This is a genomic window from Qipengyuania sp. B-5 (genome assembly GCF_056857815.1).
The window spans coordinates 100,753-117,799 of record NZ_JBSXNU010000041.1; the positions used below are offsets into that span (position 1 = coordinate 100,753).

Annotated in this window: 13 protein-coding genes; 4 read left to right on the forward strand and 9 right to left on the reverse strand. The window is 58.2% G+C overall.

The window, feature by feature from the left end:
- Positions 1-28 precede the first annotated feature (28 nt).
- From leuC to AC13CE_RS06845, 4 genes are all read left to right on the forward strand, one after another.
- Positions 29-1,459, forward strand: coding sequence for a 3-isopropylmalate dehydratase large subunit (gene leuC, locus AC13CE_RS06830; RefSeq protein ID WP_482971965.1), 1,431 nt, complete (start codon positions 29-31; stop codon positions 1,457-1,459).
- Between the two features lie 51 nt (positions 1,460-1,510).
- A complete protein-coding gene (leuD, locus tag AC13CE_RS06835; protein ID WP_482971966.1) occupies positions 1,511-2,089 on the forward strand; it encodes a 3-isopropylmalate dehydratase small subunit in 579 nt (192 codons plus the stop codon).
- Positions 2,090-2,569: 480 nt separating this feature from the next.
- Positions 2,570-3,193, forward strand: coding sequence for a helix-turn-helix domain-containing protein (locus AC13CE_RS06840; RefSeq protein WP_213176918.1), 624 nt, complete (start codon positions 2,570-2,572; stop codon positions 3,191-3,193).
- The gene (locus AC13CE_RS06845; protein ID WP_090483106.1) at positions 3,190-4,404 is read left to right on the forward strand and encodes a type II toxin-antitoxin system HipA family toxin; all 1,215 of its coding nucleotides are present in this window, start codon (positions 3,190-3,192) and stop codon (positions 4,402-4,404) included. The genes AC13CE_RS06840 and AC13CE_RS06845 overlap by 4 nt, the downstream gene beginning before the upstream one ends.
- 93 nt (positions 4,405-4,497) lie before the next feature.
- Here the strand turns inward: AC13CE_RS06845 and mobF are convergent, their stop codons facing one another.
- From mobF to AC13CE_RS06890, 9 genes are all read right to left on the reverse strand, one after another.
- A complete protein-coding gene (gene mobF / locus AC13CE_RS06850; protein WP_482971967.1) occupies positions 4,498-7,410 on the reverse strand; it encodes a MobF family relaxase in 2,913 nt (970 codons plus the stop codon).
- A 48-nt stretch (positions 7,411-7,458) separates the two neighbouring features.
- Positions 7,459-9,798 carry a type IV secretion system DNA-binding domain-containing protein gene (locus AC13CE_RS06855; RefSeq protein ID WP_482971978.1) on the reverse strand — a complete coding sequence of 780 codons (2,340 nt, stop codon included), beginning with the start codon at positions 9,796-9,798 and terminating at the stop codon, positions 7,459-7,461.
- A complete protein-coding gene (locus AC13CE_RS06860) occupies positions 9,788-10,117 on the reverse strand; it encodes a hypothetical protein (RefSeq protein WP_029140019.1) in 330 nt (109 codons plus the stop codon). The genes AC13CE_RS06855 and AC13CE_RS06860 overlap by 11 nt, the downstream gene beginning before the upstream one ends.
- 410 nt (positions 10,118-10,527) lie before the next feature.
- Entirely contained in the window at positions 10,528-11,709 is a 1,182-nt protein-coding gene (locus AC13CE_RS06865) for a 5-methylcytosine restriction system specificity protein McrC (protein ID WP_482971968.1), read from the reverse strand.
- Between the two features lie 167 nt (positions 11,710-11,876).
- Positions 11,877-13,364: an McrB family protein gene (locus AC13CE_RS06870; RefSeq protein WP_482971969.1), complete on the reverse strand. Its 1,488-nt coding sequence runs from the start codon at positions 13,362-13,364 to the stop codon at positions 11,877-11,879.
- A gap of 93 nt (positions 13,365-13,457) precedes the next feature.
- Positions 13,458-14,786, reverse strand: a complete 1,329-nt coding sequence (locus AC13CE_RS06875) for a DNA cytosine methyltransferase (protein ID WP_482971970.1) — start codon at positions 14,784-14,786, stop codon at positions 13,458-13,460.
- Complete coding sequence (locus AC13CE_RS06880; RefSeq protein WP_482971971.1) at positions 14,779-15,066, reverse strand: hypothetical protein; 288 nt, start codon at positions 15,064-15,066, stop codon at positions 14,779-14,781. Before AC13CE_RS06880 ends, AC13CE_RS06875 begins: the two co-directional genes overlap by 8 nt.
- A gap of 16 nt (positions 15,067-15,082) precedes the next feature.
- Positions 15,083-16,243: a tyrosine-type recombinase/integrase gene (locus AC13CE_RS06885; RefSeq protein WP_482971972.1), complete on the reverse strand. Its 1,161-nt coding sequence runs from the start codon at positions 16,241-16,243 to the stop codon at positions 15,083-15,085.
- A partial coding sequence (locus AC13CE_RS06890) for a tyrosine-type recombinase/integrase (RefSeq protein WP_482971973.1) occupies positions 16,240-17,047 on the reverse strand: 808 nt, incomplete at its 5' end. The genes AC13CE_RS06890 and AC13CE_RS06885, both read right to left, overlap by 4 nt.

Sequence of the window (17,047 nt, forward strand, 5' to 3'; positions counted from 1 at the left end):
CCGCCGCTTCAGCCGGAATACGTGACTTATGTCGGATAGGCCCCGGACACTATACGAGAAGATATGGGACGCCCATGTCGTAACCCAACGACCAGATGGGACCTGTCTGATTTACATAGACAGGCACCTGGTGCACGAAGTGACCAGTCCGCAAGCGTTCGAAGGACTTCGGCTTGCAGGTCGCGAGGTTCGCCGCCCCGACCTTACCCTTGCGGTACCCGATCATAACGTTCCGACGACGCCCCGCTTCGACCAATCGGGTGTTCGCATTCCGGTCGAAGACCCACAAAGCTCAGCGCAACTTGCCGCCCTCGAAAAAAACGCCCGCGACTTCGGCGTTCGTTATATTGGGGAAACGGAGCGTGCGCAGGGTATCGTACATGTGGTTGGTCCAGAGCAGGGTTTTTCTCTGCCAGGCACCACGATTGTTTGCGGGGATTCCCACACTGCCGCGCATGGGGGAATAGGCGCTCTGGCTTTCGGTATTGGGACGAGCGAGGTCGAGCATGTTCTTGCCACGCAGACCCTGCTTCTACGCCAATCGAAATCTATGGAAGTCAATGTGACCGGGCAGCTAGGCCCCGGCGTTACGGCAAAGGACCTAATCCTCCAGATCATCGGCCAGCTGGGTACCGCGGGCGGCACGGGTCATGTGATCGAGTACCGAGGCAAGGTGTTCGAGGAGATGAGCATCGAAAGCCGCCTGACCATTTGTAACATGAGCATCGAGGCAGGCGCGCGTTCCGGCCTGATCGCGCCGGATGACAAGACTTTCGCCTATCTTAAAGGTTTGCCTATGGCTCCGGGCGGAGGGGATTGGGAAAAGGCGGTGGAATACTGGCGCAGCCTCAAAACCGATACGGGCGCGCGCTTCGACAAGTCGATAACGATTGATGCCTCCAAGATCGAGCCAAGCGTCACCTGGGGTACGAGTCCGGAAGATGTCATCCCAGTCGGAGGCAGGGTGCCCGATCCCGAGGAATTCGCCGACCCTTCCAAACGAGAGGCCGCGCGCCGAAGCCTTGCCTATATGGGGCTCGCTGCGGGCCAGAAGATTACCGACATCGCAGTCCAGAACATCTTCATCGGATCCTGCACAAACAGCAGGATAGAAGACCTGCGCGCTGCGGCCGAGGTACTGAAAGGGCGCCGCAAGGCAGACACGGTAAAATGGGCCATAGTCGTACCCGGCTCCGGTCTTGTTAGGAAACAAGCGGAGGAAGAGGGGCTCGACCAGATTTTCATCGAGGCAGGCTTTGAATGGCGCGAGCCAGGCTGCTCTGCCTGCCTCGGAATGAACCCCGACAAGGTTCCGGCAGGCGAACGTTGTGCTTCAACTTCCAATCGCAATTTCATGGGCAGGCAGGGACCGGGGGCCCGCACACACCTGCTTTCACCGGCTATGGCGGCGGCCGCCGCCATTTCGGGGAAGATAACGGATGTGAGGGATATCGCATGACGCATTCCCCCTCCCCGACAGCTTGCTTCTGAGTTCCATGGAAGAGAGATAATGCAACCCGTTAGCAAGATTGTCGGTCGAGCAATTCCCTTCGGCGCCAAAAATGTCGATACCGATGTAATCATTTCCGCACGCTGGCTGAAAACGATAAGTCGGCAAGGTCTAGGCGAAGGAGCGTTCGAGATTCTGCGGGCCGATCCCGACAACATCTTCGATGACCCCCGATATGTTGGCGCGCCCATTCTTATCGCGGGCGACAATTTCGGCTGCGGATCGAGCCGTGAGCATGCGGCCTGGGCACTTCTCGGCATGGGCGTGCGTGCGATCATCGCTCCGAGCTTTTCGGACATCTTTGCCAGCAATGCCTTCAAGAACGGTATTTTGACTGTCGAATTGCCGCAGGAAGAGATCGATATCCTCTTGGACGTTGCAACAAGGCACTCAATTACTATCGACCTGGAGGATCAATCCGTTTCCACTGCCCCCGATCACCTATTTCGTTTCTCAATCGACGCCTTTCGCAAGTCATGCCTGCTCGAAGGGTTGGATGAAATCGCGCTTACGCTGAAATGCGTCGACGCGATATCCGACTATGAGACGAAGAGAGACATGATTGTGCCAAAGCCTTAAGGACCGGCTCCTGACAAGGAGAGGCGAGCCGGCGCGAAGCCTGTAATCATTCAAGCCCGTGCTCTTCGGTGCATAGCGCACGACGACAGCGCCCAAACAACTTTTGGCCCGACTAAGCCACTTGTCTGATATCCGGATAACGAAAGCTCCACTGCCACCAATATAACTCGATTGTGACGACCGCTTTTGAGACATTCTTGCCATGACGGGAACGACCGGATCGAGGGCGCATTGCCGCCGTTGGCCTTCCTGACTGAATGGCAGATCTCTGGGCGAAAGCTCTGTCATCGAAAGAGCGGGAAAAGGCTCTTTGAAGTGACGACGGCTCACGCTTTATGCGCGGCAAACACTACCCATGATATGCAATGGCCTATCATGGGTAGTGTATATATGCCATTGCATATCTCTATTGCCTTTCTCAACGATCATGGTATATGCTAAAACATATAGACGTAGGCCAGCATATGTAGAAACATATTTATGAGCACGACAATCGAGGACATCGCCGCAAGCATCAAAGCGGCACGGATAGCAAAAGGCTTTACCCAGAAACAGCTGGGTGAACGGGTAGGCTTGCCTCAAAGCCATATCTCCAAAATCGAAGGCGGGAGTGTAGACCTACAGATTTCCAGCCTCGTCGAAATAGCGCGCGCGCTCGACCTCGAACTGAAGCTAGTGCCTCGAAGGACCGTACCGGCGATCGAAGGCGTAGTTCGCTCACACCGCGAAAGAAGCGAGGCAAGTCGAGTGCTCGCAACGATTGCCGAAACCAACCGGTTCGCCGAGCGAGTACGGGAGAGCTATCCGAGCGTCACCGAAGTGACCGAGCTTCAAAGCGCACTTAAGGATATCCAGGCCGTTAATTTCACTCCCGAAACGCTCAAAGCCATCGAGCAGGCCTTGCAGCCCGTCGCTCATCTGAAAAAGCATCTCCAGGATCTCGGCTGGGCGCTTGAGCAGCAAGAGGGAAGGAAGAAACTCACCCAACAGATCGCAGCATCCACGCGTGCCCTCCAACACGTCAGAAACTCGCAGGTTCAAGCAATCGGTCAAGACAGTGCCTCAAGACGGCCTGCTTACCGCCTTGGGGACGACGCCACATGATCGACGCAGCTGCTCTCGATATCTTTCTGGGTAAGACGCGCGTTGGAACCATTGCGCGCCTCGATGGAGATGCGAGCATCTTCACATTCGACGAAGTCTACCTTGCCGACCAGGATCGGCCAACGCTGTCGCTGGCCTACAAGGACGCGAACGGCGAAATCATTGCCGAGACACGCAGCTATCGAACGAAGATTGAGCCGTTCTTCTCCAACCTCCTTCCTGAAGGCACGCTTCGCGACTACCTGGCCCGCCGCGCGGGCGTGAAAGCCATGCGCGAGTACCACCTTCTCGCACAGCTCGGGCACGATCTTCCCGGCGCAGTGCGCGCCGTCGCCGTCGATGCCGAGGAAACGGAGGCCGACGAGCTAGATGAAGAAGCGGCGGGGAAGCAGGCAGAGCGCGCGCTGCGCTTCTCGCTTGCCGGCGTGCAACTCAAATTCTCGGCAATCAAAGCCCAGGGCAAGAATGGCGGGCTGACGATCCCGGTCACGGGCAGCGGCGGCGACTGGATCGTCAAGCTCCCGTCTGCCAGACATCCGGACGTGCCCGAGGCAGAATTCGCAGCGATGAAACTGGCGGCAAAGATCGGGATCGACGTTCCTGAAATCGACCTTGTTCCGCTCGATCAGATTGATGGCATACCCGAAGGTATCACCCGTTACGGAGAGTCCGCTTTTGCCATCCGGCGCTTCGACCGGGGAGAAGAGGGACCCGTACACACCGAAGACTTCGCCCAGGTGTTCGGTGTCTTTGCAGACGATAAATACGAGAATGCGAGCTACCGCCAGATCCTCAGCGTGCTGGCGATCGAGACCGACGAGCAAAGCGTGGTCGAATTGGTCCGCCGGCTCACCTACTCGGTGCTGATCGGGAATGGCGACATGCACCTCAAGAACTGGTCGTTGATCTATCCGGATAGGCGAAACGCGCTGCTGGCACCTGCCTATGACCTGCTTTCGACGCTCGCCTATATCCCAGGCGACGATGCTGCACTCAAGTTTCATAGCTCGCGCGAGTGGGCGTCCTATACCTATGATGAACTCGAGGCGATCGCCGACAAGGCAAGGCTGCCTGCCAAGCTGATCACCGCGACAGCGAAGGATGTCGTTGCACAGTTCGACGACGCCTGGAGCAACGAAAGCGGACACCTGCCCTTCCCCGATGACGTGCGAAGCGCGATTGAGAGGCATCGCAAGACTCTTGCGATCTGAGAGCGGTTCCGAAATCCGGCCGTTCGCGTGTAAGCACCACCTGGACCAACTGCCTGGCCCAATTCGTCAGAAAATCTGGCACATAGCGGCCCTTCAAATCCCGAAGTCCAGTGTCTTGCTCTTGCTTCGGGCGAGTTCCTTTTCGGCCTTGTTGACCTCTTCCGGTTTCAGCTGATCAAGTTCGCCGTTTTTCTTTTCTGGCGGGGTCAACTGTGCGGTGACCTCGAGGGCCGAGGCCTTCTCGCCCTTGTTGCGTGCGACGGCTGCTCCGAGCCTGTCCGAACTATCGACAACCAGCGTCAGGTGATCGCGAAGCCTCGTGATCGTCACCAGGAAGGTCTTCTGGTTCGACAGGTTGCGCTCGCGGCTGTCCATGACTGCAATGCCGCGATCGGATGTCAGACCCTGCGCCATATGGGCGTTCAGCGCATAGGCAAGATCGATCCGCTTCAGCATCGGATCGTCCTTTTTGAGCTCGACCTGGTCTCCCCTTGAAGTTTCGAAAGTGACCTTTCCGCCGGCAATGGCAACCACCCTGGCCTGGTCGGCATTGAACAGGCCGCGCCGGTGATCGTTGCGGGTCCAGCGGATCCGGTCGCCTTCATGGATTTCGAGCTTCCTCGGCTCATGCAAAGTCAGATTCTGGTCGCCCTTCCCTGCCCTGATCCGTGCCGGGTCGAACCGGAACCGCTTGCCGCGCTTGTCCGCAACTTCGACCTGCCTGCCCTTCCGGTCCTGTCCCAAGACACGATACTCGCCCGCTGACAGTCCCAGGGCCTGTTGCTTTCTCGAGACCTCGAGCACCCGGCCAGGCTGGTAGGCTGACAGATGTCGCAGTTCTTCGCGGGTCGTGTTGACGCGATCCAGCACTCCAAGCTCGGCCTTGCCCGGTCCGATCTCGCCATTGGCGAGAAGTCCCTGCTGGACGGCAGCATTGACCGCAGAGCGGATGGCGCGGCCCGAAGCGTAGATCGAGGTGCGCGAGCGGGTGTCCTTGTCGAGCGCCAACCAGGTGTTAGCCGCGACCAGCGCGCCATCGCCCCTGGCCTCGAGTGTGTGCGGCTGCAGGTGACGCAGCGCCGTGCGCACATCGCCCGCCTGCGCTGCCGCCTGCGCCTCGCGAACGACAGGGTCGCGCGCGCGCAGGTTGGTCGCCATTTCAGCGCGCGCCATGCCTGTCCGCTGCAGGAGCGCGAAGGGTTTGCCCGCATCGACTGCGCCGAGCTGCTTGCGGTCCCCCATCAGGACCAGGCGGTGAACGTCAGCCAGATTGGCGAGACGGACGAGCTTTTCCTTGTCCTCGTTTGAGACCATCGATGCTTCGTCGAGCACCAGCACATGGTCTTTCAGTGCCGCCTTTGCCTCCGCGCGAAGCGCCGCGTTGCCGGGATCGTCGAGCAGCTTTTTCCAGCCACCAAGAAAGCGGGCCAGCGTCTGCGAGCCGATACCGGTGTCGCGTTCGAGCATCTGGACGAGAGTGTTTTGGATTGCGAGGCCAATGACCGAGTGGCCCTCGTCGCGCAGCACCTCAGCGACTGGCTTCAGAACACTGCTCTTGCCGGCACCGGCAATTCCCTGGACCGCGATCGTTCGATCCTCGGACGTCAGGATCAGCTTCGCCGCCCCGAGCTGACCCTCGTTGAGACGGAACCCCTGCCCTGTCATTGCAGCGGCCTGGACACGATCAGTCGCGCTTTCCGGCTCAACTGCAGATGAGCTCGCACCCTTGCCGGCGGCAACCTCGGACACGATCCGCTGCTCGGTCAGCACCTCGTCACGCGAGGCGAGCCAGTCCTTGTGCTCTCCCATCCCTGCTATGAGATCGCCAGAGCGCACCAAGGCGCGGGTCCGTTTCTCGATATCAGCAATCGTCGCTGGCAACCCGAAATCGAGCGCAGCCTTGTAGAGCGCGGTGCGCTCGAAGGCAGCCTCGCGCTGCGAAAGATGACGCACCGCCGAAGCGACGGCCTGTGCCGCTGCGATCGTTTCACGGTCCTGTCTGAGGACCGACTTGGGCACAAGCGGATCAGCCGGATCGCCCCTGACATGCGCGACGAAGCGTCCCAGCCATGCGCGCCCGCGCTCGACAAGCGAGCCGAACCTGCCAGTTTCGATCGACTGTTTCAGTGAGCGGGTCTGCGCCCGCTCGACCAAGGGCGCGAGGTCCAGCCCGATCGATTTCGCGGTGTCGCTCCATTGCATGCCGAGGGCCTCGCGGTCCTCGATCCCGTCCTTGCTCGCGCGCGTATCGAGCGCGGCAATGCGGCCCGCTTCAAGACCAGAACCGCGCCGTGCATCGAGCACTTCCTGGCGGCGGCTCGAGAACGCCATGACCTGTTCGCGGGTGATACCGCGCGCTTCGAAATTGCCGTGCTTGAGGGTCGGTCCCGGCTCATAGCCAAGCTTCTCGACCGCGACGCGAAAGCGCGCCATTGCGATAGAATTGAGCGTGGTGTTGAGCTGCCAGAGCCGATCATTCTTGAGCGTTCGCCACTTGCCGTCCTTGCCTTGCGTGACATTGGCGATGACCGCATGGAAATGGAGGTTCGGCTCCTGGTTACGGTTGGTGTCGTGCTGGAACAGGCCGATCGCGAGGTTCCCGGTGGCCTGTGTGACGGTTTTGCCTTTCTCGACCATCCGGGTCTCGGCCGCATTCTTCTCAGCCCAGTGCAGCGCTTCGAGGACGGCTTCGCGGTAGGCGGCAATGATCCGCTCATCCTTCCCGACGAGCGCCAGCAGCGACCAGCTCTTGGGAACGGAGAAAGTGAGGTCTGTACCCGGGCGGTGTGCCTGCCCGGGATTGCCGACGCTGCTGCCGTCGGGCAGCTCGCCTCTCAGCAACGCGTCGAACGTTTGGGCCTCGACCTTGCCATTGAGACCAAGGCGCTTTGCACCCTCGCCCACCCACTGCCCCGAACGGTCGGCATCGGCGCTCGCGTAGTAATTGTCCGAGGCGAAGTAGCTCGCCGCGGCCGAAGGCGAGCGGACATTGGCGACGGAAAGCATGTGCTGGGATCACTTTCTCTTGGCCCTCGTCCCCTCCCCTGTTGGGCGTCACATGTCCGGATCAAAGTCCCCGTAATCGTGACCATGGTCCTGCCCCTGATCGGCATCGCGACCCTGCTTCGCTGCACCGCCAAGCAGCGACTTCTGCTGCTCTTCCTGGAGCCTCTGGTCAGCCTTGCCGCGCGCATCCTGCGCCCGCTGATGCGATGCGGGATCGGGAATGTCAGACCTCGCTGAAGGTGCATCCCGTTGCTCCTTGCCGCGTTGCTCCTCGGCTTTCGAAGACAGAGGAAGGTCGGATTGAGCCGGCCGCTGAGGGTCTGATGTCCCCCTTTCCTCTTGCGCATTCGGATCGCGACGCTTCCTTGTCTGGTCCGGTCGAGCCTGATCGCCCTTGTTGCTGCGACGGGTCCGGCGCAGTTCCTTTTTGTCTTCCTGGTCGGCTTTCTTTTCAGCGCTGTCGGAGCGATCGTGCGCGACCCTCAACCGTCGAGGATCACCATCATTGTCGCCTGTTTCAGAGGCTGCTCCGGCACCGCCACCTGCTCCTTCTTTGTCATCACCGTGGCGGGCCTGTGGTGGTAGCTTAGGCATATCCCGGGGAATGAAGCCTTCGGCCACCCGAGGCCAGTTGCGCGGTTCGAGGACCACGGGTGCCGCCGGAAATCCTTCGGGAAACTTGATGAAACCATGTAGGTTCTTGAGCTTCATCAGCTCGTCGGGAAGCAGCAGTGGGACGACCTGGCGCCGGGGCGTCAGGCTGACCGCATCGCGCGCATTGTTGTAGCCGTAGCTGTATCCTTCCTCCATCTCGCGAACCTCGCGGTGGCCGATAATATCGGAACACCAGGTGGCGGTCTCGCGGTCTGCTGTGCCGAGGATCAGCTTGGTTCGGGCAAGCGAGGACAGGGTCATGGCCATGTTCTCGCCGTAGACATCCTTGAGCTTGGCAAAGGCATGGATCCCGGTGACGATCGCGCCCCCGAAATTGCGCGCGGTCTGGAGGCCCTTCTCGAGCGAAGGCAGGCGATGCAGCGCGCCAAGTTCGTCGATCAGGAACCAGAGCCTGATGTCCCGCGAGCGCTGGCCCGCCATCAGCGTAATGATCGCGGTGTCGAGCCACAGGGTGAGCAGCTGCGAGAGCACGCTCATGTCGATGTAGCGCGCGGACAGAAACAGGATAGAGCGCGGTTCACCTGCCCCGTTGACCCACTCGCGGACCGAAAAGGGCGTCCCGTCTTCGGGCAGCATCTGGAGCGCCTTGGCGTTGACATTGAACACTGCACGCACCGATTCCGCCATGCGCGCCGCGCTCGGCGTGCTGATGGGACCGGCCATGGTATCTTCGACGAGACGGTGCAGATCGGAGAGATCGGCGTTCATGAGTTCGTGGGCGAGCGCGGCGTTGGTGCCCCGCCCTGCTTCGGCGAGCTTGAGACAGGTCTCGACGAACAGCGTGCGCGCGGCGAGCACCCAGAACTGTTCGGCGCCGCCCCCATCGTGCGGGACGAGGGACTCCGCTGCGGCATGGAATTCGGCACGCGTGGAGCAATCGTTGAACACGCTCCAGGCGGGGCAACGCGCGTCGAGCGGGTTGAGAATGATGTCGCGTTTGGGATCGTAGAAGGTTTCGACAAAGGCCCCAGTAAGATCGAAAATGACCGCACGTTCGCCCCGTTCACGGATCTCCCTGGTAAGCTCGGTTAGGACGACGGTCTTGCCTGTCCCGGTTGTGCCAACAAGCATCGCGTGACTCTGCTCAAGCCGCCAGGGCCAGCTGACCCCGGCCAGATGCGCGGGAGAATAGAAGCCCGCATCCCGCAGCGAAGCCGACCCGGCCAGACGCCAGCGCCAGCCCAACGCATCGCCATACTCGCGGGCACGGGCATCGCGGTTGTGTGCAGCGATCTCGCGGCTAAGGTCGCGCAAGGTAGCAAGCTCCGCCCCGCGTACATGCTTCTTTTGTTTGGACTTCTCGCCGAAGCGTTCGGCAACCCACCAGAAGAGCGCGAAGAGCGGCGCAAGAATGAACCCTGCAAGCCACAAGGCGCTGATGACCGCGCTCTGGAAAAGCGCGACCGCTTCGCGCATCGGCGGGTAATCGGTCACCACGGAAATGGGAAATGCGACGAGGCTCCCATCGGCCAGCTTGAGGTTCACAAGCTTGTCTGGATCGAACTCCAGGAAGGCATAGCCAGAGGCATAGGCATGCATCCACAGGAGGTAGACATGGTACTCGTCTAGCGCCCCGCTTACGTCCCAATAGACGAGGCCGAGAACGACCAGGAGGGTCACGATCAGGGGCCCCTTGAGGCCTGCGGCAAACATGAAGCCGAAATGCCCGAGGAGCTGGCTGCCACGGGTGAAGTTGACGAGATTATGCTTCATCATCGCCTCCCATGGGTCGGGGTGCAACGATACCGAGGCGCTCCAGCCGGCGCTGGTAGGCTGCGACCGTTCTGTCGCGCAGTGTGCTGTCGGGATGATGCGTAAGCAGCGCATCCAATGCGACCGTGATGAAGATGTTCTGGCGCACTGGATCGGTCGCCGGGGTCCTCAGATCAGCTTCGGTTGCGCGCTGCCAGGCATCGAAGATGCAATCGCAAACAACGATACTCGCGCTGACCCTGCGCTCTTCTGCTTGTTTCCTGATCCATTCGGCGATCAGGGGAGTGACATAGGTCACGAACCGGTGGTGTCTTTGCATTTTTCCAAGTTCCTTGTGTTCAAAGAACCTGGCTCACCCTTCGAAAGGCAAGTGCCACTCTAGGCCGCAGCATGGGGTGTAGGAAAACGGAAAATTCACATCGCTTTTCAGCAGATTAAACGGATCTGTGCCGACTCGGCACGGACGAGAAAGCAAGTGGACCGCATCCGGCACAGAAGATGGTATCAGCGCATTTTCGTGAATTCGTGAAGCAATTCCGCGCCTTCCATTGCAGCACCCGCTGCGTACGGTGTGCTGTCAAGTCCCAATGCGCGCGCGTGGTGCCAGTCTTACCGGGCGAATGTTCAATACGCTGAATTTTAGGTCTTATTCTTGGAGCGAGAGCAACTTTGATATTGGAGGCAGCTTCCGGAATCTGAGCAGTCTAGGACTTGGGCTACCGACTGGCCTTAGTTTGCAATCGGTTGGCCGTCAGCAAGCATGGGTGGTGGTGCGGCTAGGTCGTTGCCAAGAAGCCGAGTTGCGGCATGAGCAAGCTGATTTTCGCTGTTCTCCAACACCCCGTCGAGTTCAAAATGATACTCGAATAGCTCAATTGGAAACGACGGCGGGCCGATCTCTCCAAGGCGGATTAGTCCAGACGGGCCACCCCGGCGTTTGGGATAAATCAGCATCGCTTTGCGGCAGTGATAGCTCAGCGAATGAGTTATGATTTGATAGCGGTCTTCTTCCTTGGGCCGGGTCTTGTATTTCACGTCAGCAACCAGTCTTGGTGCCACCTGATCGTCCGCAAATATCAGAATGTCAGGCATCACCACGAACCTATCGCTGTCGTTCAACAGTGGTTTGGTGAACCCCTTGAGATTTCCATCCTGGACAAGAATCTGTGCACCGAGTGCATTCAGCTGGCTCCGCAGCACGTTGCGAATATAGGACTCAAAAACGCGGTCCAGATTGATCAAATAGGAGGGCAAAGACAGCCTTCGATCAGCGAAATCCAGTACCTCGCTCGACCTGTTTATCAGTTCGCGAGCGATCCAAATTGCCCTGCTATGGTGCGGTTTGAACCTCGGCAATTCGGCGAGCGCATCGGCAAACGAGCGTTCAATGGTGCTCCTAGGCGCGTCGGAAACCAGTCCGTATGTGCGGATCGTTTCAGCGAATACCGTCAACTCTTTAGCAAGTGAGCCTTGCCCACTTGCCAAGGGAATGGCGCGGCGCAGGGCTGCCTTCAGGATGCGATTTGTCGGATTGTCTATCGTGAAATCGAAGCCCTCAACTACGGCTCGAGTGGGTATTCCTCGTCCCCAGAACTGCTGCTCGCTTCGCCGGAAGTTCAGCTTTGGCTTGGGAATGTCCTCGCGGGAGACGCGCTGATAGTTTCTGTGGGAGCCTTCCTGCCTTATGGCTCTCAATTCGGTCGCGAAACTACGCAAGAGCAGCTCTGGCAGATAACCCGTCCATTCAGTGAAATCGTAGAGTCGATCCACTCCGACCCTTCGATCTAGGGATTGGTCAGACAGGGCTAACAATCGGGCCAGATTTGATATCGAAAACTTTGGAGAGATATCGAGTGCCAGACTCTCCGTAACTGGCAATCGTCCGATTACCCCGCCGATTTGCAGGACCATATGATCCCTGCCTTGGGTGACGCGAACGAGCGACCGATCAGTAGCGTCAGGTATGAATTTCAGTTCGCCACGGTCATCGAATAGATACTCGTGCGGTATCTCAAGTGAGCTGCGTTCTTGAGCGGGAATGACTCTCACGTTGGGCAAGTTCTCAGGGCGTTTGGCGGCTACGCATCGGTTGCCTCATCGCCGGTGACTTCGGTCACCGTTTGATCACCCGCGCCGTCAACTGCGTCAATTTCGGCTTGGTCGATTTCGCCTTGATCTGTTTCAGCATCTCCTTCCCCACTGCCAAACATCTCCTCGTACTTCTGCACGATAGCCTCCCATTTCTCGGGCTCGAATTGCAGCATTCGCTGCACCATGAAGCGGAGGCGAGACCGCCAAACTTGCTCTACATCTGCCGCCGTTCTGAGCGCGAAAAAGTGGGCATGTCCTACGCCATTCGGGACGGTTGCATTAAGGTTGTCAAAGAGGTGCAAGACCTTTCTCTGCAAGTCTTCCGGCATACCGTTTTCGGTCAACCTACGGCGTAGGACGTCCTTGTCGGGGTCGAACTCCACAATCTCAAACCGTCGAAGAAATGCGTCATCCATCTCGCCAACAGATCGATCATAGGGGTTGGCGGTGGCAATGATTATGAGGTTGGATGGAACGCTGTAGGGTTTGCCCGAATATCCCAAAGTGAAAGTTCGGTCGCGATAATCTGGCTCGACATAAGTTAGCATTTCTCCGAAAACCCTGCTTGGATCGCCTCGGGAAATTTCGTCAATGACCATGACGTAGTGGTTGTCCGCATCGGCGCGGGCTGCGTCGCAAAGTTTCAAAAAGTGCTTCGGCTTGATCTCATATTTGATGGAGGTCTGATCCGCAGCAAGCGTTGGAGAATAGCCCTCTACGAAGTCGTCATAGGCCATCGAAGGGTGGAATTGGAGGAACGCGATGCGATTTCCATTTGCACCAGTCAGAGCGTTCGCCACTCTGTGGGCATGCCATGTCTTGCCAGTACCAGGTGAGCCGAGAAAGAGAAAATTCAGCTCATTTCGCTCGTTGATCGCTCTTTCTACCATTCGCAGAACAGGATCGTCTGCCGATGCTATCCCTCCATTTCGGGGAACCTCATTTTCAGGGATAAATTCCAGCATATCGAGCAGCTCATCTGCATGAGCGGCTAGGTCATCTGAAAGCTCCGGGTAGAGCAGCTTGATCGCGGTTAGGAGGGCGCTAGTGTTCTCGCGGGGATCATCCCGGACTCGCTGGACTGCGTTGTTCCTCGACGATTTGATCCCGATAACGGGGTACTTTGAAAAGTACTTATAAAGTGTCGCGCTTCGTTCGAGAAAATCGAACTGATCCAAGCTCTTTGGAAACACCGAGATTACGCGAAGGGTGAACGTGCTCTCGTCATTAAACCCTTCCCCGCGATCCAGTCCGACAATCTTGGCGATCCCGCGAAGCCCCTGCTTCCAAGCGGTTTCCACGCCCTGATTGTTGTCCGAACCTAGATAGATGAAAGCGTAGTCGCCCTCATCTATGGTTTCCTCGACCTGCTTGCACGTGAACTCGAAGTCGAAAGGCGGCTCGGAAGTTCCGTCCGAAAACCGCTGAATTGTTGGAACGCTATCCTTTCCCAATCGAACAACAACGAATCCCATGCAAAGCCCCTCGCTCCCGCCTCATGTCAGGTCAGAAACAAGGAGTTGCAGAACCTTGAGCGCAAATGCAACTCAAAGCATTGTAAGGATTGGCTAGGCGGCAGCTCGCCTACTGCTCTTCGGAAGGCAAACTCCACTTTCCGGGCCATATTGCACCATATGGCGCAATGCCCGATCCATCGGCCCAAAAAGGGTCCGGTTCTGGCTGTCAACTCGACGCAAGATCCCTTCTGCTGCGTTCGCGCTCAAGAAGTATCTTGCGTCAGGAACGACCCTCTCGATCACTTCAATAAGCTTCATCTCTGTTGGCCGATTAGGGGCTGGCGGAGCGGCTAAATCCCAACAGTCGTCACCTATGGCGTAGCCGCCAGATTGCCATTTGAGCTGCTGCACTGCCCCATCTTCGGAAAGGTGCAATTCGCTCAGTCTCGATTTGCGGAGCGTCCTACCCTTGAAATCTGGCGCAAGGTTGACCGCACTTTTCCAACTTTTGGCTCGTGGCTTGGACAGCTCCACCTTCAATCGCTTAGCGATCCATTGGGCAACAGGCACCGATACCGCGTTACCGAGTGCCTTGTACCTTAGACTATCCTCATCTGCTGGACGGATAGGCGACGCACCGCTGTTAGTTGTCCAACCCACCGGGAAACCTTGCAACCCCTCGCATTCTGTCGGGGTCAGCCGACGAACAGCATCTTCATAGGATACATAGGTCCGGCTCCAATCGGTGCCGGTATGCCGCCCCGAAGTCGCGGCCAGACAGTATGCGACTTCCGCAACAATTGCTCCCGAAGAATTGCAGCGGCTGTCCCGGAGGAAGCCGTCACGCACACCTGTTGGTTTGCGTCCTGGCTTATCTTCATAAAGAACCTTGATTGGAAGTTCCGCGGATGTGCGAGAGGCACAAACGAAAACTCTCGGCCGCGACTGAGGCGAACCAAAATAGCGGCTGTTCATCACCCTCCAGGCGACAGCGTAGCCGAGTGAGGTCAGTTCCTCGACCACCACTCGAAAGTCTTGCCCATTGTGCGAACTGAGAAGACCGACGACGTTCTCGAGCAAGATCGTGTCCGGCTTCCGTGATCGCACAAGCTCCAGAAAGCTAAAGAAGAGGCCGCTGTTCTTGCCGGCCAATCCGTCTCTCTTGTTTGACCCCCGCGCAACTGAAACGTCCTGACAGGGAAAGCCTCCACACCATACGTCCGCCTGAGGCAGACTTGACGGATCAATCTTCGTGATATCGTCGAACAGGGTGACCTGAGGCCAGTGTGACGCAAGGACACCTTGGCAGAACGTGTCGATCTCACATTGGGCAGCGGCCCCGAACCCCTCGCGCTCGAGCGCCAGATCGAATCCGCCAATGCCTGCGAAGAACGAATTGAAGGTCCGCTTTCGTTTCGAGACTTTTCCGCTGTCATCCATTTTCATTATCCCCGGCCTGATGGTCGAGCTTCATCTCAGATTGAAGCGCGAAGTTTTCGTTCTCTAAATGTTCTCGGATCAGACGGCAAATCAAAGTTGACTTTTTGTACCCGTTTTGATCGCAATAGGCTTGGAAGCGCGTGGAATCCGGCTCGGGCAGAATGACCGATATTCGCATGGCAGCCTCCCCTTGTGCGCAGTCATATGCATAAATGCGCAAAAGTGCGTTATCTGTCAAATTCTGTCGTGCCGCCATCGGTTTATACTCACCCCAACGCATTGAATTTCATATCTTTTTAAACGGTCATCGAGCGCTCGACGGCTCCGCCAACGGAGGACGCTGCTTCCAAAAGTCCTTGGTCCTCGAGATGGGCGTAGCGATGCGTGCTCGTGATTTGCGAATGTCCTAGCAATCGCCCAATCATCGGCAGTGTCTCGGACGAACGAGCGGCAAGGCTCGCATAGTTGTGCCGTAGATCATGCAATCTCACGTCCTCGATGCCCGCTTCGACCCTCAGCATGCGCCAGAACCATTCGATTGCAGAGACGGGCAGCACATCGAATTGGAAGACGCACTCATGGCTCCTTCCGCGCAGAAAGCGATCAATGACTGCCCTCGCCTCTTTGCCAAGCCATACGATACGTGGCCCAGTCTTTGAATCGGTCAGCTTGAGCTTACGGCCTTGAACCTCGCCCCAAGTGAGATTGAGAATTTCGCCACGCCGACATCCTGTCAAAGCGAGTAGCGAAATGACCGCCACCTCATTGGGCTTGTCGGCTCGATGCTGTGACAGGGCTTCCCCAAGAAGGGCCATCTCGGCTTGGCTCAGAAAGCGCTCGATCTTCCGCCCCTTGTTGCGCTTGACGCCACGAAAGGGATTCGAGTGTTCTGGGAGATAACCCCATGCTTCCGCCTTGCCGAACATCGCCTTTAGGATTTCCATAGCGCGGTTGGCCGCGCCCGGTCCTGCCGAACGCGTCAACGCTGCATGCCAGCGCGCTGCATCGGCATGGCTGATCTCGTCGATAAACCTTCCGGCGAACGCATGTTCCAAGTGAGTTCGCCGGTAGATGTCGTGTATCTCAAGCGTGGATGGCTTCCAGGTCGGAGCCGCGACCTCCCAATAGTGCCGAAGAAAGGATGCATAGGTCGGCGTCTTCTTGCCGCGTTGTTTCCTGTCAGCCGGGTTCTGGCCCAGTTCGATCCTCAAGATGAGGCGACGCGCAACATCCTTGGCGATCCGCTCGGTCAGAATAGCAGCATCGCCTATGGTGATGAGCCTTTGCTTGCCGCCCATCGTGCGCTGAAGAACGTAACTCTTCCTGCCTGATGGATGGATACGCTCACCAAAACCGGGAAGGACGTAGTCGAACCTCGTGCGGCGCTTTCCGGCATCGCCCGGAACGATGCGCGCCAGCTCCTCGGCAAGAATTCGCTTGAGGTCATAGCTGGTCATGCGGTCATCCCCATTGAGTTTGCGAGACTGGAACAGATGCGGTCGGCGCTTTCGGAAATCACCTCGTCCGCGAGGTGCGCGTATCGCGCTGTCGTTTCAGGAAGCGCGTGACCGAGCAGCTTGCCGATAGTCGCAAGCGGTATGCCTTTCGCGATGGCCACCGAGGCGAAACTGTGCCGCAAGTCGTGCAGGCGCACATCGGGCAAGGCCGCCTTGCGCCTGATCTTCTCCCAGTGCTGGCCCAAATTGATTGGCACTTCGCGATACAGTGCCGGGAAGACGAGTTGATCGTCTCCGCGCCGTTGCAGAGCATCGAGCACAGCAATTGCCTGCGGATTGAGGTAGATCGTCTTCGGCCCAGTTTTGCTGTCAGGCAACGTAAGGCGCGGCATTTGGACGTAGCGCCAGCGCAGGGTCGCAATCTCTGAAACCCGTGCACCGGTATAGATCAGCAACAGCAAAGCTGGGACCACGAACGCATTGGCACCATTGTGCTCTGCCAGCACCTTGCCGAGCCTACGATATTCATCGGCGGACAGATAGCGTTCGGGCAGGTCGCGCTTGAAACGAGAGACACCGCGACACGGGTTGGTGTTCTTCTCGCGATAGCCGAGCTTCTCGGCATATTGCATCATAACCGATAGGACCGGAATGCTACGATTGAAGGCTCCTCCCACGTCAGCCATGCTGTCTCGCCAGCGATTGATGTCGGCCCGTTCAATCGCATCGACCGAGAGTGCCCCAAACCGTGGTATCAGCCGTTTGTCGATGTAAGCCCGAGATGCATCGCGCGTGGAAGGCTTC

Bases quoted from the DNA above. Each gene is read 5' to 3' on its own strand.
- AC13CE_RS06855 (WP_482971978.1), bottom strand. From the start codon at position 9,798: ATGAAGCATAATCTCGTCAACTTCACCCGTGGCAGCCAGCTCCTCGGG.
- AC13CE_RS06860 (WP_029140019.1), bottom strand. From the start codon at position 10,117: ATGCAAAGACACCACCGGTTCGTGACCTATGTCACTCCCCTGATCGCC.
- AC13CE_RS06880 (WP_482971971.1), bottom strand. From the start codon at position 15,066: ATGCGTTGGGGTGAGTATAAACCGATGGCGGCACGACAGAATTTGACA.
- AC13CE_RS06870 (WP_482971969.1), bottom strand. From the start codon at position 13,364: ATGGGATTCGTTGTTGTTCGATTGGGAAAGGATAGCGTTCCAACAATT.
- mobF (WP_482971967.1), bottom strand. From the start codon at position 7,410: ATGCTTTCCGTCGCCAATGTCCGCTCGCCTTCGGCCGCGGCGAGCTAC.
- AC13CE_RS06845 (WP_090483106.1), top strand. From the start codon at position 3,190: ATGATCGACGCAGCTGCTCTCGATATCTTTCTGGGTAAGACGCGCGTT.
- leuC (WP_482971965.1), top strand. From the start codon at position 29: ATGTCGGATAGGCCCCGGACACTATACGAGAAGATATGGGACGCCCAT.
- AC13CE_RS06885 (WP_482971972.1), bottom strand. From the start codon at position 16,243: ATGACCAGCTATGACCTCAAGCGAATTCTTGCCGAGGAGCTGGCGCGC.
- AC13CE_RS06875 (WP_482971970.1), bottom strand. From the start codon at position 14,786: ATGGATGACAGCGGAAAAGTCTCGAAACGAAAGCGGACCTTCAATTCG.
- AC13CE_RS06840 (WP_213176918.1), top strand. From the start codon at position 2,570: ATGAGCACGACAATCGAGGACATCGCCGCAAGCATCAAAGCGGCACGG.
- AC13CE_RS06865 (WP_482971968.1), bottom strand. From the start codon at position 11,709: ATGGTCCTGCAAATCGGCGGGGTAATCGGACGATTGCCAGTTACGGAG.
- leuD (WP_482971966.1), top strand. From the start codon at position 1,511: ATGCAACCCGTTAGCAAGATTGTCGGTCGAGCAATTCCCTTCGGCGCC.